We start from the raw sequence: 19,801 nt of genomic DNA on the forward strand, positions 1-19,801 counted from the left end.
CAGCCACCGGCCGCGGCCTACGCAAGGTCGGTCCCCGCGTTCCAGTCCTCGATCGAGGTCGACGGGCCGAGGTCGTGGCCGAACAGTCGCCAGGTGGGCTCCATGCCGTCAGGATTGCGGCGCAGCTCGGCCCAGTGGGCGTTCGTCAGCCCCGCGATCCCCCGCCAGCCGGCGATGTCCAGACCGAGCAGGGCCGTCAGCGCGAGCGTGATCGCCGCGCCGTGCGAGACGACGACAAGCGCCTGATCCGGGTTCAGCCTCTCGGCATGCTCCGTGATCGCCGCGACCATCCGGCCGGCGACGTCCGCGCGACTCTCCGCACCCACGTTCAGGGGTTCGCCCCCAGAGCGCCAGGCCGCGTACTCGGTGGCCCAGCCGGCCGAGATCTCCTCGCCGGTCAGCCCCTCCCACACGCCGAAGCTACGTTCGCGCACCCGAGGCTCGACCGTCGGCGCCAGGCCGGTGAGCTCCACGAGGAACTCCGCGGTCGCCGTCGCGCGGCCCAGGTCGGACACGACGATCGCCGCGGGCGTCGTCGTTGCCACCAGGGCCGCCGCAGCGGCCTTGGCCTGGCGCGCGCCGATGTCGTCGAGCGGGATGTCGACCTGGCCCTGAAGCCGGTTGGTCGCGTTGTGTGCGGTTCGCCCGTGCCGCCAGAGCAGCACGGTCCCCGCACTCACGCCGAGATCTCCGCCGCGCCGTCCCCGCCTCGTGCGTCCGCGGGCAGCTCGATGAGCGGGCAGTCTTTCCAGAGACGCTCGAGCGCGTAGTAGACGCGGTCCTCCGCGTGCTGGACGTGGACGACGATGTCGCCGAAGTCGATGAGGACCCAGCGTCCGGCGGACTTGCCCTCGCGGCGGATCGGCTTGGCGCCGAGCTTGTGCAGGGCCTCTTCGATGGCGTCGACGATGCCACCGACCTGACGCTCGTTGGTCCCGGAGGCAATGAGAAAGACGTCGGTCAGCACAAGGTGCTCGCTGACGTCGAGGGCGATGATCTCGTCCGCCTTGAGGGCGGATGCAGCGCGGGCCGCGGCAATCGCCAGTTCAACGGCACGGTCGGTGGCAGTCACAGGTCTCCTAGATGGGGCCATGAGGTCCCCGATGATGATGTGGTGGGCACCGGCGCCGAGGCGCCGGTAGCACCGGGCTCGTTCGAACCCTTGATGAGTAGCCAGACGATGAACCCGAGGACGAATGCCAGCGCAGCCAGCGCCAGCATCTGCAACCACGTGTACGCCGCAGAGCGTCGTACGGGACCGGCGTCCTTCGCCTCAGCCGTCAATCTTACCGGGGCGGGCGGGTCCTCCTCGTCATCGGGCGGGCGCGTGATCGCGTCGAAGGAGCCCGACGGGACATGACCCCAGCGGGGGGCGAGGGGGGCACCCCCGGGGCGCCCGGGGGTCGCGGGCCTCCGGGTCGGCGGAACGGCGACGACGGCGTCCGCGTCCGGCTGCGCGGGCCCGACCGGTCGCGTGCGCGCTGCGCCCAGGTCGGGTGCCGCGGTCTGGTCGAAAACGGGGCTGCGGTCAGGCGCGACGGTGTGGTCGGTCGCCGCCGTCCGGTCCGGCACGGGAGCCCAGCCGACCGGGCTGACCGAGGCAGCGTTGGCAGGCCAGGCGAAGTCGCCACCCGAGAGCGGGGGCGGCGTGGCGGACGGCGGCGTCGGGGAGGGCGGCGTCGCGGAGGACGCCGCGTCCGACGGCACCTGGCGCGACGGGGCCGGGACCCGGCCGGCGGACGTGACCAGCGGTGACAGCGCGGAGCGCCGCGGTGCGACCGGCGGGTACCCGCGGCCGGGCGTCGACAACCCGTCGGGACGGGCCGGACGATCGACGTTGCCGGTGGCCTCGGGCACGACCATGCGGATGGTGCCCGTCGTCGCCGGCGGGTGCACGACCGGGGTACGAGCGGTCTCGGTCGGGGCCGCCTGCGGTCGCATCGAGCGGCGCGACTGCCGGCTCGCGGGCTCTGCCGCCGGCGCCTGCTCCGGGGGCGTACCCGTCTGCGCGCGGCTGTCGGTCGGCCCGGCCTCCTTCGAGTACGAGCGCCGGACCGGGGTCGGCGCGACAGGCGTCGGCGCAATAGGCGTCGGCGCGACGGGCTTGGGTGTGACGGGCTTGGGTGTGACGGGCTTGGGTGTGACGGGCTTGGGTGTGACGGGCTTGGGTGTGACAGCGACGGGCGGTGCCGGTGTCCACGGCTCGAGCTCCGGAGCCTGCCGGGCGGTCGGCGACGAGATCGGCGCCTGCGCGTGCGTCATCGGTCGCGCTGACACGTCCGCCGACGCCGTCGCCGCCAACGCAGCCGCCGCGCGCGCCCGTTCCTGATCGCGCAGCTCACGTCGGGAGAGCACCGGTGCAGGCGCCGCCGCGGGCGGTGTGGCAGGAGGAGGCGTCGGGGAAGACCCGTTACCTGCCTGCTGCTCGGCTGCGTGCTGGGCCGCGAGCTCCCGCTCGCGCTCGAGCTCACGACGGCGGCGGCGCTCGCCGGGTTCGTTACTCATTGTCCTGACCTCGATAGCGACTGGATGTCATACAGACCGTGCTTGGCGATGTACTGCACGACGCCGTCCGGCACCAGGTACCAGACCGGTTGGCCGGCGCGCACCCGCGAGCGGATGTCGGTCGAGGAGATCGCCAGCGCCGGGACCTCGAGCACGCTCACTCGATCGGGGGGCAGCCCGGCGACCGAGAGCACATGGCCGGGCCGGGTCACCGCGACGAACTGCGCCATCGTGAACAGGCGCGCCGCTTCCTTCCACCGCAGGATCTGCTCGATGGCATCGGCCCCCGAGATGAAGTACAGGTCCGCGCCGGGCCGCGACGCGGCGAGATCCCGCAGCGTGTCGACCGTGTAGGTCGTGCCCGCACGGTCCACGTCGACCCGGCTGACCGTGAACCTCGGGTTGGACGCGGTGGCGATGACGGTCATCAGGTAGCGGTGCTCCGCCGGCGTGACGTCCTGATGCTGCTTGAACGAGGGCTGCCCCGTGGGGACGAAGATCACCTCATCCAGGTCGAACCGGGCCGCCGCCTCGCTGGCGGCCACCAGGTGACCGTGATGCACGGGATCGAACGTCCCGCCCATGACCCCGATCCGAGGTCGCCGCTGCGTCATCGTGTTCGTGTGCCGTTCGATCAGTGGCGGGTTCCGACGCTCCGGAACGCGTAGGCCACCAGCAGGAGCGCAACCAGCCCACCGAAGCCTGCGACGCCGAAGACGGCCGGCGGGAAGGGGAGCTCGTTCGTGTGCTCGGCAACCTTCTCGGCGATCTGCAGAGCAGCGTGCACGACATCCTCCAGAGGGTGGGCTCACCCGAGCGCCGACCCGCGCGCGGAACGTCCAGTGTCGCACGCCCGCCCACGAGCCGGTGGGGGCGTGGGCCGAACGGATGCCGCCAGCGGGCAGGATCAGGGCCGAATCTGCCCTTCCCCGTTGACGATCCACTTGGTGGTGGTCAGCTCGGCGAGCCCCATCGGGCCCCGGGCGTGCATCTTCTGGGTCGAGATGCCGATCTCGGCGCCGAGCCCGAACTGGCCCCCGTCGGTGAACCGGGTCGAGGCGTTCACCATGATCACCGCGGAGTCGAGCTCCGCGACGAACCGCTCGCTCGCCGCGAGGTCACGCGTGACGATCGCCTCGGTGTGCCCCGACGTCCAGGCCCGGATGTGCTCGATCGCGGCGTCGAGGTCGTCGACCACCCCGACGGCGATCTCGAGTGCGAGGTACTCGCGGGCCCAGTCGTCGTCCGTGGCGGGGATGACCTCGATGCCCGACGGCGCGAGCGCTGCGGTCCGCGCATCTCCGTGCACGACGACGCCCGCTGCCGCGAGGGCGGCGAGGGCGGTCGGCAAGAAGACGTCGGCGACGGCCGCGTGCACCAGCAGGGTCTCGGCCGCGTTGCACACCCCGGTGCGCTGGGTCTTGGAGTTGAGCAGGATCGGCAGCGCCACGGACGTCTCGGCGCTCGCGTCCACATAGACGTGGCAGTTGCCGGTGCCGGTCTCCACGACCGGGACCGTCGACTCGCGCACGACCGTCTGGATGAGGTCCGCGCCGCCGCGCGGCACGAGCAGGTCGACCAGCCCACGCGCGTGCATGAGCGCGACCGCGCCCGCGCGGCCGTACGCATCGATCGACTGCACGGCGTCAGCCGGCAGCCCCTGGGCCTGCAGCGCTCGGGACAGCACCCCGACGATGACCTCGTTCGAACGGGCCGCCGCCGACCCGCCGCGCAGGATCACGGCGTTCCCGCTCTTCAGGGCCAGCCCCGCGGCATCGACCGTGACGTTGGGCCGCGCCTCGTAGATCATCCCGACGACCCCCATCGGGACGCGGACCTGCCGCAGCCGCAGCCCGTTCGGCAGCGTGGAGCCGCGCACGACCTCACCGACGGGGTCCGGGAGCGCGGCGAGCTCGCGCAGCGCCGCGGCGATCCCGGCGATCCGGTCGGGGGTCAGGGTCAGGCGGTCGAGCAGCCCGGGAGAGGTCCCGTTCGCTGCCCCCCGGTCGACGTCCTGCGCATTGGCCGCGATGATCTCCTCGGTCGCGGCCACGAGCGCGTCGGCCAGGGCCAGCAGGGCCGCGTCCTTGACGCCGCGGGTCGCCGTCGCCAACGTCCGCGCGGCGACCTTGGCCCGTCGCGCGACGTCGAGCACGTCGTCGCGCACGTCGTCGGACGGCGCGACGGAGAGCGACGAGGTGGGGGCTGCACCGGCCGGGCGGGGGCTGAGCGTGGTCATGACCCGAGAGTAGCCCGACCGTCCACGCCTCGGACAGAGGCGTCTCAAGCGAGCTAGGTCGACAGGTCGAGGCCGAACGCGTACAGCGGCCGCCCGTCAGGCAGCACGGTCGTCCGCTCCGGCAGGCGCACGAAGCCGAGCCGCTCGTACAGGCAGTGCGCCGCCACCATCTCGGCGCCGCTGTTCAGCACGACCCGGTTCAGCCCGCGCAGGCGTGCGAGCGCAATCACGTGGCGGGTCAGGAGCTCGCCGATCCCCCGGCCGCGGGCGGCGGGGTCCACCGCGAGCAGGCGGAAGTCGAGCTCACCCGATCGGCCCAGGTCGGAGATGTGGGCGCCCGGCCGGGGGGTGGCGACCGTCCCGAGGAGCGCGCCGGTGGCCCGGTCCTGCGCCACCCAGACCTCGTGCTCCCGCGCCCGTGGTCCCATGTCGACGATCGAGGAGCGGTAGCCGGCCGACAGGTCGTAGTCGGCGGAGTACGCCCCGAGGGCGAGCTCGGCCACGCGGTCGACCTCGCCGTGGTGCACCAGCCGGACCAGCACCCCACCGTCGGCCTGCAGCGCATACCGGAAGACGGCGAGGACCCCGATGCCGGGGATGTGCGCGGTCTCACGCGCGGGCACGCGCTCGAAACCGAGGCGGTGGTACAGACGCTGGGCCGTGAGGTTGGCAGCACCGGTGTCCACGACCAGCCCGTCCAGCCCCCAGGCGCGCGAGCGCTCGATCGCGGCTTCCATCAGCGCGGCCCCGATGCCCCGGCCGCGCCCGGCCGACGACGTCGCGAGCAGCCGGACCTCGGCCTCGCCCGCGACGGCGCGACGCGCGTACCGGGTGCCGGCTCGCAGCAGGCTCGCGGTACCGACCAGTGCACCGGTCGCGGAGTCGACGGCGACCAGGAGGTCACCGGAGGCGGCACGCCCGGCGGCGTCGTGCAGCAGCGCCAGGCGATCGGGATCGGTCGCCGCACCGTAGGGACCGCTCGCGAACCCGTCGGCAGTCAGCCGGCCGACGATCTCGTGCTCCCCCGCCGCTGCCGTCCGGATGGCGATCCCGGCCGGGAGCCCGCTGCCGGGACGCGCCGGGACGGGCGAAACCAGGGTCATCGGCGCGGCCGGCGCACGAGGACGAGGTCGTCGCGGTGCACGATCTCGCGGTCGTACCCGGGCCCGAACTCCTCGCGCAGCGACGACGTCGACCGGCCCAGCAGCGCGGGCATCTCCTGCGCGTCGAACGCCACAAGCCCACGAGCCACGACGACCCCGGCGGAGCTGACCAGCTCGACGGGGTCACCCGCGTCGAAGTCACCCTCGACGGCCGTGATGCCCGCGGGCAGCAGCGACGCGAGTCCGCCCTGCACCGCGCGCACGGCGCCGTCGTCGAGCACGAGCCGTCCGTTGGTGTGGGCCGCGTGCGCGAGCCACAGCAGCCGGTTCGAGCGGCGCTTGCCCGTCGCCGCGAACCACGTGCCGACCTCGAGCCCAGTCAGGGCGTCCGCCGCCAGGGCAGCCGAGGTGAGGACCACCGGGATCCCGGAGCCCGTCGCGATCGCGACCGCGGCGAGCTTGGTGACCATGCCGCCGGTGCCGACGGAGGCGCCGCGACCGGTCACCTCGACGCCGACGAGGTCGGCGGGGCCGTTGACCACGGCGATCTGGCTCGTGCCGGGGCGCGACGGCGGTCCGTCGTAGAGCGCGTCCACGTCGGTGAGCAGCACCATCGCATCGGCGTGCACGAGGTTGGAGACGAGCGCGGCGAGCCGGTCGTTGTCGCCGAAGCGGATCTCATCGGTCGCGACGGTGTCGTTCTCGTTGACGATCGGGACGACGCCGAGCTCGATCAGCCGGGTCAGCGCGCGCCGCGCGTTGCGGTAGTTCACCCGCCGGATCGTGTCCTCGGCGGTGAGGAGCACCTGACCCACCCGCAGGCCGTGCGCCGCGAAGGCCTCGGTGTACGCCGCGACGAGCAGCCCCTGGCCGACCGAGGCCGCGGCCTGCGCGGTGGCGAGGTCCTGCGGCCGGGAGTGCAGCCCGAGCGGACCGATGCCGGCGGCGATCGCACCCGAGGACACCAGCACGACCTGGACGCCGGCGGTGCGGCGCGCGGCGAGCACGTCCGCCAGGGCACGCAGCGCCGCGTGGTCCAGCCGGCCGTCCGCACCCGTGAGCGAGGACGAGCCGATCTTGATCACGACCCGACCGGCGTCGACCATGCGACGCCGGTCGCTGACGGGATCGATGGTCACGACCCGATCGAGGTGCCTGCCCCGGTCGTACCGTCCGACCAGCCAGGAGCCTCGCTGTCCTGCTCCGACTGAGCGGGGTCAGAGAGGTCGTCGTCAGTCCAGACCCCGGCCTCGCGCTCGGTCCAGAGCTCGGCGCGGGCTTCCGCCTTCGCGTCCATCCGGTCCTTGTACTCCTTGCGCTTGTCCAACCGGGTCGGGCGCGCGTGCTGCTCGAGCCGCAGGTCCGAGCCGCGCGGGCCGCCGAGCAGCTCGGAGCCGGTGAGCAGCGTCGGCTCCCAGTCGAACACGACGGCAGCCGGACCCGAACCGATGACGACCTCGTCACCCGCGACCGCCCCGGCGGCGAAGAGCGACTCCTCGACCCCCAGGCGCGCGAGCCGGTCGGCGAGGTAGCCGACGGCCTCGTCGTTCGAGAACTGGGTCTGCCGGACCCACCGCTCGGGCCGGGTGCCGATGATCTGGAAGTACATCCGCCCACCCTCCTCGCGTCGCGAGACGGTGAAGCCGGCGTCGTCCACGGCCTTCGGGCGCAGCACCGTGCGGGTCGGGACGATGTCGGCCGACTCCTTGCGGAACTGCTCGACGAGCTGCGCGAGCGCGAACGTGAGCGGTCGCAGCCCTTCGTGGCTCGCCGCGGAGATCTCGAACACCTGCAGGCCGCGCGCCTCGAGCTCGGGGCGCACCATGTCGGCGAGCTCCCGTGCCTCGGGCACGTCGATCTTGTTGAGCACGACCATGCGCAGACGCTCGGTGAGCGGCACCCGGCCGCCCTCGATGCCGACGTCGCCGCCGTACTTGGCGAGCTCGGACTCGATCACGTCGAGGTCGCTGACGGGATCCCGGTCGGGCTCGAGCGTCGCGCAGTCGATGACGTGCACCAGGACGGAGCAGCGCTCGATGTGGCGCAGGAACTCCAGGCCGAGACCCTTGCCCTCGCTCGCACCGGGGATCAGGCCGGGGACGTCCGCCACGGTGTACCGCGACGAGCCCGCCTGGACCACGCCGAGGTTCGGGATGAGCGTCGTGAACGGGTAGTCGGCGATCTTCGGCCGAGCGGCCGAGATGGCGGCGATGAGGCTCGACTTCCCCGCGCTCGGGAACCCGATGAGCGCGACGTCCGCGATCGTCTTGAGCTCGAGGACGACGTCGTTCTCCTCGCCGGGCTCGCCGAGCAGCGCGAAGCCGGGCGCGATGCGACGCGGCGACGCGAGCGAGAAGTTGCCCAGTCCCCCGTGCCCGCCGGGCGCGACGACGTACTGGGCGCCGAGACCGATGAGGTCCGCGAGCACCACGCCGTCGGTCGACTTCACCACGGTGCCGTCCGGGACCCCGAGGACGAGGTCGTCGCCCGAGGAGCCCTGGCGGTAGTTCCCCATGCCCTGGGTGCCCGACTGGGCGTGCCAGTGCGGCAGGTGGTGGAACTCGAGGAGCGTCGTGACCTGGGGGTCGACGACGATGATGACCGACCCGCCACGCCCCCCGGTGCCGCCGTCAGGGCCGGCGAGCGGCTTGAACTTCTCGCGGTGGATCGAGGCACAGCCGTTTCCGCCGTCACCCCCGGTGGCGTGCAGCACGACCCGGTCGACGAATGTCGCCACGGCTGGCTCCTCCTTGCTTCGGCACTACTAGTGAGAGACAACGAAGGGGCGCACCGGACCGGTGCACCCCATCATCGTGAGAACTACGAACAGGTTTCGACTCTCGTCACGCAGCTGCGACGACGTCGATGACCTTACGGCCGCGACGCGTCCCGAACAGGACCGCACCGGCGGTCAGGGCGAACAGCGTGTCGTCGCCGCCGCGTCCGACGTTGATCCCGGGGTGGAAGTGCGTGCCGCGCTGGCGAACGATGATCGTGCCGGCGTTGACGAGCTGACCACCGAAACGCTTGACGCCCAGGCGCTGCGCGTTGGAGTCGCGCCCGTTACGAGAGGAGCTTGCGCCCTTCTTGTGTGCCATCTCAAACCTGCTTTCGTGCTACTGGTGGAAGGGGATCCGAGGCGAGCCGTCGAGGCCGCCCGGGGAGAGTCAGGAGATGCTGGTGACCTTGACGCGGGTCAGCTTCTGGCGGTGACCCAGGCGCCGGCGGTAACCGGTCTTGTTCTTGTACTTGAGGATGTCGATCTTCGGGCCCTTTTCGTCCCGGACGACCTCCGCGGTGACCTTGACCTTCGCCAGGACTGCAGCGTCGGTCGTCACCTTCTCCCCGTCAACGAGCAGCAGGGCCGGGAGCTCGATGACCGAGCCCGTCTTGGCGGACTGGCGGTCCATGACGACGATGTCGCCGACCGACACCTTCTCCTGGCGGCCACCCGATTTCACGATCGCGTACACCACGTTGCTGCTCATCTCTGCTCGGTCAAACTTGCGTCTGCGGCGTGCTCATCGCGACGTTGCCCCTCGGGCTGCGCGGGCACACAGGGTCAGCGCACTAAGACGCGCCGACGGTCAAGAGTACGGAATCCACCGGGCGCGGTCAAACGGCGCCAGGTGGGCCCTCGGGCCACCGGTCGGAACCGGTGACCCGAGGGGACTGCTCACTCGTTGCTGGCGGGATCCGACCCGACCTCAGCCTCGTTCTCGCCCAGGTCGAAGACCTCCGGCGCGACCGGGAAGAGCTCGAGCGTCTCGTCGGCGTCGAACCCCGTAGGAAGGTCCGTGGGGCCCGTCTGCCCGGGCTGGTCGACCCGTGCTGCCGCCTCGTTGCCGTGGTCGTGCGCGTGGGCGGCCGCCGCGGCGATCGTCGCCAGCGTCGCCTTGACCGCGGCCCGCGCCTCGGTGTCGACCGGGACGACCGGGACCGCCACCAGGTTGGGCACCGTGATGTCCTTGGCCGATCCGCGCTTGCGGCGCGAACCCTTCGACTCGCCGTCGCCGTCACCCGAGCCCGACGCCGACCCGTGCGAGTGCCCGCCCTGGGGGCTGTCGCCCGCGTGACCGACCTTCTCGTTCGGTTCGGTGTGCACGATGAAGCCACGGCCGTTGCAGTGCTCGCAGGTCTCGCTGAACGCCTCGACGAGCCCCTGGCCGACGCGCTTGCGCGTCATCTGCACGAGCCCGAGCGAGGTGACCTCGGCCACCTGGTGCTTGGTCCGGTCGCGACCGAGGCACTCGACGAGGCGGCGCAGGACGAGGTCCCGGTTCGACTCGAGCACCATGTCGATGAAGTCGATGACGATGATGCCGCCGATGTCGCGCAGCCGGAGCTGGCGAACGATCTCCTCGGCTGCCTCGAGGTTGTTCCGGGTCACGGTCTCCTCGAGCGTGCCGCCGGCACCGGTGAACTTGCCGGTGTTGACGTCGACGACCGTCATGGCCTCCGTACGGTCGATCACCAGCGAGCCACCGGAAGGCAGCCAGACCTTGCGGTCCATGCCCTTGGCGAGCTGCTCGTCGACCCGGTAGGCGGCGAAGACGTCGCCGTTCCCGGTCCAGCGGGTGACCTTCTGCGCGAGGTCCGGCGCCAGTGCGCCGATGTACCCCGAGATCGTGTCCCACGCCTCGTCGCCCTCGACGACGAGCGACCCGAAGTCGCCGTTGAAGATGTCCCGCACCACGCGGATCGCAAGGTCCGGCTCGCCCTGGAGCAGCGCCGGGGCGGAGGCGGTCTTGGCCTTCTTCTCGATGGCCGTCCACTGGTCCTGCAGCCGCGCGATGTCGGCGCGCAGCTCCTCTTCGCTCGCACCCTCGGCGGCGGTGCGCACGATGACGCCCGCCGAGTCCGGCACGATCTCGCGGAGCAGCTTCTTCAGGCGGGCGCGCTCGTTGTCGGGGAGCTTGCGGGAGATCCCCGTCATGCCGCCGCCGGGCACGTAGACCAGGTAGCGGCCGGCCAGCGTGACCTGCGACGTGAGCCGGGCACCCTTCTGACCGATCGGGTCCTTGGTGACCTGCACCAGGACCGAGTCGCCAGACTTGAGCGCCTGCTCGATGCGACGCGGCTGACCCTCGAGCCCGGCCGCGTCCCAGTTGACCTCGCCGGCGTACAGGACGGCGTTACGCCCCTTGCCGACGTCGACGAACGCGGCCTCCATGCTCGGGAGCACGTTCTGGACCCGACCGAGGTACACGTTGCCGGCCATCGACGCCTGGGCCTGACGGGACACGTAGTGCTCGACGAGCACGCCGTCTTCCATCACGGCGATCTGCGTCGCGCCGTCGATCTCGCGGACCACCATCGACCGGTCGACGGACTCGCGGCGAGCGAGGAACTCTGACTCCGTGATGATCGTCCGACGGCGACCGGCGTCGCGGCCCTCGCGGCGGCGCTGACGCTTGGCCTCGAGGCGGGTCGATCCGCGCAGGGCGGTGACCTCGTCGGCGGCCGGGGCCGAGGTCTGGGCCGAGGAGCGTCCGCTGCGCGAGCGCGTCGGCTGGCTGACCGGCTCGGACTCGTCCGAGCCACGGCCGCTACGACGACGCCGACGCCGACGCCGGCTCGAACCGCTGCCGTCGCCCGACTGGTCGTCGTCGTCGGCCTCGTCCGGACCGTTGTGGCCCTCGTCGTCACCGGTCCCGACGGCGACCTCGTTGATCACGCTGTCGGCGCCACTGCGATCGGCGCCACTGCGATCCGAACCACTGCGGTCCGAACCACTGCGGTCCGAACCACTGCGGTCCTGCGCGCCGTGGTCACCCTCGGCCGCGTCGGTGCCGCTGCGGTCGCCGTCCTCCGTGCCGCTACGGCCACGACGGCCGCGCCCGCCACGACGACGACGGCGACGCGGGCCGCCCTCGGTGGACTCGTCGTCCTCGTCGGACTGGTCCTCGTCGGTCTGGTCCTGCGCGATCTGGTCCTCGGCGTGCTCGTGCGCGACGTCAGCCACGGGCTCCTCGGCGCGGTCGTTGCTGCGGTCCTGGTTGCCGCGACCCTGGGCGCTGCGCTCGGCAGCACCACGACGGCCACCCCGACGCGGGGCCGGCTGCTCGTCCTGGTCCGCCTCAGGGGCGGTCGTCTCCGTCGAGGCAAGCTCCTCGACGGCCGCGGTGGCGCGCGACGAGCCACGGCGGCGCGAGGTGCGCTTCGCCGGCGCGGCGTCGCTGTCGGGCTCCACCTCGACCTCGGGGCGATCGAGGACCGGTGCGGCCCCCGTGGGGGTGCTGGGCGCGCTCGTGAAGGTGCCGCGGCCGCCGTCGGCCGGGGTCTCGTCCGCCACCTTGGGCGGTCCGGCCGGGGAGACCGCACGACGGCGACGCGGCCGGGTGGTCGCGTCTGCCGACTGGAAGAGGATGGCCGTCAAGGAGCCCGGTCCGTCGTTCGTCGGCTCTTCCACCGGCGCGGCCGCGACAACCGGGTCGGCAGCGCGCGGGGCGATCACCGGCGCGAGCTCGGCGAAGATGTCCAGGGTGGCGCGCGTGACGCGGGAGTGCTTGCGTACCGGCGCCTCGACCGGGGCCTCAGCCGGCGTCGCGGGCTCGGCCGCACTGGCGGGAGCGGCCTCGGCGACCACGATCGCGTCGTCGTCCGTCGCGGGCTTCTTGGCGCGCGACGCGCGCTTGGCCGGCGCCCGCTTGGCGGCCGTCTTGCGCGGGGCACGAACCGCGGCGGCGTCATCGGCTGCGACGTCGGCGACGACGTCATCGGCTGCGACATCATCGGCTGCGACGTCGGCAGGAACGACCTCGACGGCCGGTGCCGGGATCACGATGTTCACCGGGACGCCGGGCGCCGCGGACTTGCGGGTCGCGCGGCGTCGGGGGGCCTTGACGACGGGTGCCGTCGCGGCGGTCTGACCGGGGCTGTCGCCCGAGCCGGACGACGAGTTGTTCAGGGTGTTGTCGGACGTGTTGTCGAGCGTCACTCGCAGTGCTCCTGTGTGCCCCCGGAGGCCGTCCACACTCCCCGGCACCCGCGGGCGGTCAGTCGTCACTCACGCGGTTGCGCGGCGACGGAAGTCGGTCGCGACTGGCTACAAGGGCGAGCGGCGCCGGCGCCCGCCTGTCCGCCCTGGAAGGGCGGCGGCGGCGCGGCGAGCCGCGAATCGCGGTTGCGGCGAGCACGGTCATCAGTCCCAAAGGCGGTGTGGACACCGTCAGGATCATGCCAAGTATCACACAGCACACAGCGGATGCACCCGACGACACGTTCCCCCGCAGGCCCGTCGGGGCGGTGACCGGGCCTCGCCCCGTCACCGTCCGCGACTACTTCTCCCAGGGCGCGGCGATGGGGAAATACTTCTCCAGGAAGTCCGTGACTCGGCGCGTGCGCTCCTCCGCGCTGACCTCCGGGAAGCTGCCGTCGTTGAGGCAGAAGAAGTCGTGCGAGCGCTTCTTGAGCAGCTGGTCCAGGGACGCCAGGCCCGAGGGGATCGTCGTGTCGACGTACAGCACCTTGGCGTTGTCCTGCGTGACGGCGCGGCCCGTGAGCAGGGCGTAGTAGTGGTAGAGCGAGTTGGTCACGGAGATGTTGTCCTTGGCGCGGAACCGGCTGCCGGCGGTCGCGGCGAACTCCGCGGCGAACGCCTGCTCCATCTCGAGCAGCACGGACTTGCGCAGCGGCGTCGCGCAGTGCTCGAGGTGGCGCGTCGTGATCCGACCGAAGCGTTCCTGCAGCAGCCGACGGTTGACCCGGGCAGCGTTCTCGAAGCCGCTGCGGTCCAGGTGGTTGTCCCCCAGCCCGATCCGGGTCCCCGCCTTGACGAACTTCGTGATCCCGCCCGGCGAGAAGAACATGTCCGGGCCGAGCGGCCGGCCGAGGAACATGTCGTCGTTCGAGTACAGGAAGTGCTCGGACAGCCCCTTGATGTGCTGCAGCTGCGACTCGACAGCCTGCGAGTTGTGGGTCGGCAGCACGGAGGTGTCCGCGAAGTGGTCCTCGCTGCGCACGAGCGTGACCCCCGGGTGGTCGGCCAGCCAGTCCGGGGCGTCCGAGTCCGTCGCGATGAAGATGCGCCGGATCCACGGGGCGAACATGTAGATCGAGCGCAGGGCGTACTTCAGCTCGTTGATCTGCTGGAACCGGGCTTCGGAGTCGTCTCCCTCGCCGACGACGACGCCCTCCATCTGCAGCGCGCGCGCCGCGCGGTACGCCGGGCTGTTGCCGTCGACCCACGAGAACACCATGTCGATGTCGAAGTCGATGTCCGTGGCGTGGTCGGCGAACATGTTCTCGATGGTCGGCCAGGTGCGACCGAACCGCTCGACCGTGCCGCGCACGGCCTCGACGGCAGGCAGCGTGCGCCGGGTGAGCGAGTTCTCGATCGGCAGGATGAGGTTGCCGTCCTCCCAGGACCACAGCTCGAGCTGCACGCCGCCGGACGACCCGTAGGTCAGCCCGCCGACCGGCTCGACCCGCGGCCGGTACAGGCGGAAGATGCGCGCCTTGCCCCCGAGGGACAGCGCCCCGTCGGAGACGAGCAGCGCCGTCTTCTTCTTGGCGTCCACGGTCATGGAGTAGAACGGCTCGTTGCGGCACGCGACCGCGAGGACCCGGCGCAGCTCGACCCGGTCCTTCCAGTCGGCCGCGATCACCGGTCGACGGTCGTTGCCGCGCACGAGCAGGTACCGGATGCCGGCGGCGTCGAGCGCGGCACCGATGAAGAGCAGGTCCTCGATCATCGCCTCGTGCGAGGTCCGATCGGTGTTGACCACCGCGTACCGGCCCTTGACCTTGACGATGTCCGGCCGGTCCGTCAGCCGCGCGACGGCGTCCGGCGACGTGACCTCGACGACCTCGCGGGCCGGCTCCTCGGGCTCGGGCGCGCCGAAGTAGACGTCGTGCAAGGCATGCAGATCCGTAATGGGGTCCTCCGACCAGACCAGGGAAAAAGGGGGCTGAGCCCATGATAGGCCGCTCGCCTGGCCCGCCAGAGAGCCCTGCGACGGGGCCGAACGGTGGTGGCCAGGGCGTCGCGAGCCCACATCACCCGTACCGTGGGGGGTAGTTCCACGCCAGCGAGAGAAGCGACATGACCATCGATCAACGACCGGCACCAGCGGGAACGTCCGACCTGCTGCGGGCCGTCCTCTCGCTCGCGGCCGACCTCGACCTGCCGAGCCTGCTCGAGCGGTTCGTGGACGCGAGCACCGAGCTCACCGGCGCGCGCTACGGCGCGATCAACATCCTCGACGAGAACGGCGTCTCGATGACGTTCGTCCAGGCCGGGATGGACGACTCGATCGTCGCCCAGCTGGCGAACTCGCCGCACTCGATCGGCGTGCTCGGCCAGATCCCCGCCCATGGCGTCCTTCGTCTCGAGGACCTGACCGACCACCCGGCCTTCCAGGGCTTCCCGAGCAACCACCCGCCGATGGGCTCGTTCCTGGGTGCCGCAGTGCGTGTGCGCGAGGAGGTCTTCGGCTACCTGTACCTGTCGGAGAAGCTCGGCGGCTTCAACGAAGACGACGAGGCCGTCGTCACCGCCCTTGGAGCCGCCGTCGCCGTCGCGATCCAGAACGCGACCCTGTACGCCGACGCCGACCGGCGCCAGCACTGGCTCCAGGCCGGCCAGAAGATCACGACGATGCTCCTCGAGGGCGCCGAGGAGGAGGAGGCCCTCCAGCAGATCGCCATCACCGCGCGCGAGATCGCCGGGGCCGACACCTCGGCGCTCGTGCTCCCCGGCCTCGGCGGCAAGCTCGTCATCGAGATCGTCGACGGGCACGCCTCGGAAGAGCTGCTCGGGCTGACCATGCCGCAGGACGGGAAGTCGTGGCTGGCCTTCACGAGCGGCAGCGGCGAGGTCGTGCCCTCGCTCGCCTCGACCAACCGCCTCAGCCTCGCGCCGATGCGCAAGTTCGGACCGGCCCTGTACGCGCCGCTGCGCACCGCCGGGCACAGCGTCGGCGTGCTCGTGCTGCTGCGTCGCGTCGGCACGCCGCCGTTCGCGCGGAGCGACCTCGTCGCCGCGCAGTCGTTCGCGGCCCAGGCCGCCCTCGCCTTCGTCCTCGCCGAGGCCCGGCACGCGCAGGACGTCGCCGCACTGCTCGACGAGCGCGAGCGGATCGCGCGCGACCTGCACGACCTGGCCATCCAGCAGCTGTTCGCGACCGGCATGCAGCTCGAGACGGTGCGCCGACGCGCGGCGCGCGGGGTCGAGCCCGCCAACCTCACGGCCATCATCGAGGAGGCGCTCGACAGCGTCGACTCGACCGTGCGCCAGATCCGCACGATCGTGCACGCGCTGCGCGACCCCGACGCGGCGACCTCGCTGATCGAACGCTTGAGCCGGGAGTCCTCCCTCGCCCGCCGGGGCCTGGGCTTCGCGCCGTCGCTCGTGTTTTCCCTCGACGGCCGCGTCGTCGACTCCTCGGAGGAGGACCACGACGCCCAGAGCGACCTGGACCGGATCGACGACGTCGTGAGCGCCGACCTGGCCGACGACGTCGTGGCGGTGGTGCGCGAGGGCCTGGCCAACGCGGCCCGGCACGCGCACTCCTCGTCGGTCTCGGTCCGCATCGCGGTCAACGGGTCGGGCCCCACGGGCAAGGTGGGGATCGAGGTCGAGGACGACGGCGCCGGCCTGTCGGTCGCGCGCGACCGGCACTCCGGCACGCAGAACCTCGCCGCTCGCGCGCGCCAGCACGGCGGCACGTTCAGCCTCGGGTCGCCGCCGTCGGGTCGCGGGACTCTCTTGAGCTGGCAGGTCCCGCTCGCCTGATCAGGCAGCGGCCTCGTCGGCGTACAGCCGGAGCACCGCGTCCCAGTCCGACTGGTACACGCGGTAGGCGATCGGGTCGTCGGTGCGGTGCTCCCAGCCGTCATGCACCACCACGACGTGGGACCTGGCACCGTGTGCCCCCGCATCAACGGGCTCGAAGCGGACGTGCACGCGGGTCGCGTGCTCGGGACCGGCGCCCGGGTGCCAGGTGAAGCCCACCTCGACACCCTCCTCCCAGACCAGCGCCGTGCCCCACACCGCCACCTCCCCGGTGCGGCTGCGCTCCACGATCTCGCCGCCGACACCGGGCACCATCTGCACGGTCTGGGCGCGTTCCCCGAACACCGAGTGCGTGTTCAACGGCCACCAGTCGCTCAGCCGAGCGGTGAACACCTCGAAGGCCCGGGCGGGCGGCACCGCGACCTCGACAGTTCGCACGATCGGGGCGGGGCTGGGTGCGGCGGTGGCGGTCACGGCTCTCCTTCGATGAGGGAGTGCACCGCCGGGCACGGTTGCGGCGACGGGTCCGCGGTCAGAGCTGAGTCAGGAGTCGCCCGGCTCGGCGCGCCAACCGCTGTGCTTGCGTGCGGCGACCCACGCGGCCACCTGGGTGCGACGCTGCAGTCCCATCTTGGCCAGCAGCGACGTGATGTGGTTCTTGACGGTCTTCTCCGCGACGCTGAGGCGTTCGGCGATCTCACGGTTGGACAGGCCCTCACCGATGAGGTCGAGGACGCGCAGCTCGCTCGGGGTGAGGTGCTCGGTCGGGTCGTCATGGCCCGCCTTGTGCCGCGTGACGGTGCGCTCGTCGAGCAGCGTGCGACCCGCCGCGACGGCACGGACGACGTCCGTGATCTCCGCGCCGCGCACGCTCTTGAGCAGGTACGCGACCGCGCCGGCGTCGAGCGCCGCGGCGAGCGCGTCGTCGTCGTCGAACGAGGTCAGCACGATGGCTTTGACGTCCGGCTGCGTGTCGCGGATCTTCTTCATGAGGTCGATGCCGGTGCCGTCCGGCAGCTGCAGGTCGACCAGCATGATCTGGGGATGCACGAGGCCGGCGCGTCGAACGCCGTCGGCCACCGAGCCTGCCTCGGCGACGACATGCATGCCTTCGGCGCGCTCGACCACCTCGGCGATACCCCGTCGGACGATTTCATGATCGTCGACGATCATCACCGTAATTACGGCCGCTCGGTCGGCGGAAGACGTCAAGTTGCTGATCACCACGTCGGTATCGTAACGAGGAGTGGGACCCTTCGACGTCATCCGCCACCCGGCCGCCACAATTCGTTGTGTTCGGATCCGCCGGAGACACGCCCCGAGAGGCCCCGATGCCCTTCACGCTCCTCGTCCCGACGTCCGTCCCGCTCGCCCTCGACCTGCCCGACGGCGTCGTCGCAGTCGCCTATGCGCCCGACGCGCCGATCCCCGCGGAACACACCGGCGCCGATGCGCTCGTGGTGTGGGGCAACCCCGCTGACCTGCTCGCGGACGCCGCCCGGCGGCTCACCCGGGTGCGCTGGGTGCAGACGCTCGCCGCCGGGCCTGACGCCGTGGTCGACGCCGGCTTCGCCGCGGGCATCGTGATCACCTCCGGCCGGTCGTTGCACGACGGCCCGGTCACCGAGCACACCCTCGCCCTGGTGCTCGCGGCGGCGCGGCGCCTGCACCTGCTCGTGCGCGCCCAGGTCGCCCACCGGTGGGCCGGCGAGCTGGGCGGCCTGCAGCCGACCCCGGCCGACTCGTTCCGCACGCTCGCGGGGGCGCGCGTGCTGATCTGGGGCTTCGGCTCGATCGCGCAGACTCTGGCGCCCCACCTGCGCCTCCTCGGCGCCGAGGTCACCGGGGTGGCACACACGGCCGGGGAGCGCGCGGGCTTCCCCGTGATCGCCGCGGCCGACCTGGACGCCGCGCTGCCCCGCACCGACCTGCTCATCGCGATCCTGCCCGGGACCGCGGCGAACGCGCACGCCGTCTCGGGCGAACGACTGGCGCTGCTGCCGAGCCACGCGTGGGTGGTCAACGTCGGCCGGGGGGCCACGCTCGACGAATCCGCCCTCGTGCGGGCGCTGCGCGCCGGACGCCTCGGCGGCGCGGCGCTCGACGTGTTCGAGACCGAGCCCCTGCCGATGGACTCCCCGCTGTGGGACGAGCCGAACGTCCTCGTCTCGCCGCACGCGGCGGGGGGACGACCGATCGGGGCGGCCGCGCTGGTCAACGAGAACCTGGCCGCGCTGCTCGCCGGGCGACCGTTGCGGAACGTCGTCTGACTGCTGGTGGTCCGCCTGCTACCAGCGGCCGTTGCGCGGGCGGGGCTGGCACACGGGGCAGGTGAACGCCGAGCGGTTCATGAACTCGTCCCGCACCACGAGGGTGCCGCAGCGCGGGCACGGCCGGCCGACCTGGCCGTACACCGCCAGGGACCGGTCGAAGTAGCCCGACTGGCCGTTCACGTTGACGTAGAGCGCATCGAAGCTCGTCCCCCCGGCGACCAGGGCTTCCTGCATGACCTCGGCTGCGCAGTCGAGCAGCCGCTCGACGTCGGCGCGGCGCAACGTGTCCGTGGCCCGCGCGTAGTGCAGCTGAGCGCGCCAGAGCGCCTCGTCGGCGTAGATGTTGCCGATGCCGGAGACGAGCCGCTGGTCGAGCAGCGCGCGCTTGACGCCCGTGCGGCGGCGACGCACGGCCGCGACCAGGGCCGTCCGGTCGAGCGCGGGGTCGAGCAGGTCCCGGGCGATGTGCGCGACGGGCTCCGGCACGACGAGCGAGGACGAGCCCAGGCCGCCCGGGGCGCCGTCGGGCACGGTGACGAGGCCGGTGACGGCGAGGTGACCGAACGTGCGCTGGTCGACGTAGTGCAGCTCCGAGCCGTCGTCCAGGACGAGGCGCACGCGCAGGTGCGAGGAGGACGCCGTCGTCGCGCCGGGCGCACGCACGAGCAGCTGACCGCTCATGCCGAGGTGGACCAGCAGTGCGGTATCGGGCAGAGCGGCATCGGGCGCGTCGAGCAGCAGCCACAGGAACTTCCCCCGCCGGACCGCTGCGTCCAGGCGCCGGCCTGTGATCGTGTCCGCGAAGTCCTCCGGGCCGCCCGCGTGATGACGCACGCAGTACGCGCGCAGCACCTCGGTGTGCACCACCTCCCGGCCCAGCACGTGCCGGGCCAGGCCCGCACGAACGGTCTCGACCTCGGGCAGCTCGGGCACGGCCGGTGAG

At 72.2% G+C, this 19,801-nt stretch carries 18 protein-coding genes; 3 read left to right on the forward strand and 15 right to left on the reverse strand.

Annotated elements, in window-relative coordinates; genetic code table 11:
* Positions 1–17 precede the first annotated feature (17 nt).
* Positions 18–680 (reverse strand): histidine phosphatase family protein, encoded by a 663-nt coding sequence (locus tag VTA80_RS03730; RefSeq protein WP_407344072.1) that lies wholly within the window; start codon positions 678–680, stop codon positions 18–20.
* Positions 677–1,072, reverse strand: coding sequence for a ribosome silencing factor (gene rsfS, locus VTA80_RS03735; RefSeq protein ID WP_407344073.1), 396 nt, complete (start codon positions 1,070–1,072; stop codon positions 677–679). The genes VTA80_RS03730 and rsfS overlap by 4 nt, the downstream gene beginning before the upstream one ends.
* 468 nt (positions 1,073–1,540) lie before the next feature.
* Between rsfS and VTA80_RS03740 the strand changes: the two genes are divergently transcribed.
* A complete protein-coding gene (locus VTA80_RS03740; protein ID WP_407344074.1) occupies positions 1,541–2,329 on the forward strand; it encodes a hypothetical protein in 789 nt (262 codons plus the stop codon).
* Between the two features lie 172 nt (positions 2,330–2,501).
* Here the strand turns inward: VTA80_RS03740 and nadD are convergent, their stop codons facing one another.
* The 10 genes from nadD to VTA80_RS03790 form a co-directional block, all read right to left on the reverse strand.
* Positions 2,502–3,119 carry a nicotinate-nucleotide adenylyltransferase gene (gene nadD / locus VTA80_RS03745; RefSeq protein WP_407344075.1) on the reverse strand — a complete coding sequence of 206 codons (618 nt, stop codon included), beginning with the start codon at positions 3,117–3,119 and terminating at the stop codon, positions 2,502–2,504.
* 20 nt (positions 3,120–3,139) lie between these two features.
* Entirely contained in the window at positions 3,140–3,292 is a 153-nt protein-coding gene (locus VTA80_RS03750; RefSeq protein WP_407344076.1) for a hypothetical protein, read from the reverse strand.
* 120 nt (positions 3,293–3,412) lie between these two features.
* Complete coding sequence (locus VTA80_RS03755) at positions 3,413–4,744, reverse strand: glutamate-5-semialdehyde dehydrogenase (protein WP_407344077.1); 1,332 nt, start codon at positions 4,742–4,744, stop codon at positions 3,413–3,415.
* Between the two features lie 53 nt (positions 4,745–4,797).
* Positions 4,798–5,847: a GNAT family N-acetyltransferase gene (locus tag VTA80_RS03760; protein ID WP_407344078.1), complete on the reverse strand. Its 1,050-nt coding sequence runs from the start codon at positions 5,845–5,847 to the stop codon at positions 4,798–4,800.
* Complete coding sequence (gene proB / locus VTA80_RS03765; protein WP_407345671.1) at positions 5,844–6,953, reverse strand: glutamate 5-kinase; 1,110 nt, start codon at positions 6,951–6,953, stop codon at positions 5,844–5,846. Before proB ends, VTA80_RS03760 begins: the two co-directional genes overlap by 4 nt.
* A gap of 29 nt (positions 6,954–6,982) precedes the next feature.
* A complete protein-coding gene (gene obgE / locus VTA80_RS03770) occupies positions 6,983–8,584 on the reverse strand; it encodes a GTPase ObgE (RefSeq protein WP_407344079.1) in 1,602 nt (533 codons plus the stop codon).
* A gap of 106 nt (positions 8,585–8,690) precedes the next feature.
* Positions 8,691–8,945, reverse strand: a complete 255-nt coding sequence (gene rpmA, locus VTA80_RS03775; RefSeq protein WP_407344080.1) for a 50S ribosomal protein L27 — start codon at positions 8,943–8,945, stop codon at positions 8,691–8,693.
* A 69-nt stretch (positions 8,946–9,014) separates the two neighbouring features.
* The gene (rplU, locus tag VTA80_RS03780; RefSeq protein ID WP_407345673.1) at positions 9,015–9,323 is read right to left on the reverse strand and encodes a 50S ribosomal protein L21; all 309 of its coding nucleotides are present in this window, start codon (positions 9,321–9,323) and stop codon (positions 9,015–9,017) included.
* 200 nt (positions 9,324–9,523) lie between these two features.
* The gene (locus VTA80_RS03785) at positions 9,524–12,787 is read right to left on the reverse strand and encodes an Rne/Rng family ribonuclease (protein WP_407344081.1); all 3,264 of its coding nucleotides are present in this window, start codon (positions 12,785–12,787) and stop codon (positions 9,524–9,526) included.
* Positions 12,788–13,127: 340 nt separating this feature from the next.
* Positions 13,128–14,708 (reverse strand): stealth family protein, encoded by a 1,581-nt coding sequence (locus VTA80_RS03790; protein WP_407344082.1) that lies wholly within the window; start codon positions 14,706–14,708, stop codon positions 13,128–13,130.
* 185 nt (positions 14,709–14,893) lie between these two features.
* On the opposite strand from VTA80_RS03790, the gene VTA80_RS03795 reads away from it, so the two are divergent.
* On the forward strand, positions 14,894–16,585 hold the full coding sequence (locus VTA80_RS03795) for a GAF domain-containing sensor histidine kinase (RefSeq protein WP_407344083.1): 1,692 nt from the start codon (positions 14,894–14,896) through the stop codon (positions 16,583–16,585).
* On the opposite strand, the gene VTA80_RS03800 is transcribed toward VTA80_RS03795, so the two are convergent.
* Together VTA80_RS03800 and VTA80_RS03805 are read right to left on the reverse strand one after the other, a co-directional pair.
* Positions 16,586–17,059, reverse strand: coding sequence for a hypothetical protein (locus VTA80_RS03800; RefSeq protein ID WP_407344084.1), 474 nt, complete (start codon positions 17,057–17,059; stop codon positions 16,586–16,588). It abuts the gene before it with no gap.
* A 69-nt stretch (positions 17,060–17,128) separates the two neighbouring features.
* Positions 17,129–17,758: a response regulator gene (locus VTA80_RS03805; protein ID WP_407345674.1), complete on the reverse strand. Its 630-nt coding sequence runs from the start codon at positions 17,756–17,758 to the stop codon at positions 17,129–17,131.
* 158 nt (positions 17,759–17,916) lie between these two features.
* Between VTA80_RS03805 and VTA80_RS03810 the strand changes: the two genes are divergently transcribed.
* Positions 17,917–18,855, forward strand: a complete 939-nt coding sequence (locus tag VTA80_RS03810; protein ID WP_407344085.1) for an NAD(P)-dependent oxidoreductase — start codon at positions 17,917–17,919, stop codon at positions 18,853–18,855.
* An 18-nt stretch (positions 18,856–18,873) separates the two neighbouring features.
* Here the strand turns inward: VTA80_RS03810 and mutM are convergent, their stop codons facing one another.
* Entirely contained in the window at positions 18,874–19,791 is a 918-nt protein-coding gene (gene mutM, locus VTA80_RS03815; protein WP_407344086.1) for a bifunctional DNA-formamidopyrimidine glycosylase/DNA-(apurinic or apyrimidinic site) lyase, read from the reverse strand.
* Between the last annotated feature and the right edge of the window lie 10 nt (positions 19,792–19,801).

The sequence above is a fragment of the Pengzhenrongella phosphoraccumulans genome (assembly GCF_045689905.1).
Taxonomy (GTDB): domain Bacteria; phylum Actinomycetota; class Actinomycetes; order Actinomycetales; family Cellulomonadaceae; genus Pengzhenrongella; species Pengzhenrongella phosphoraccumulans.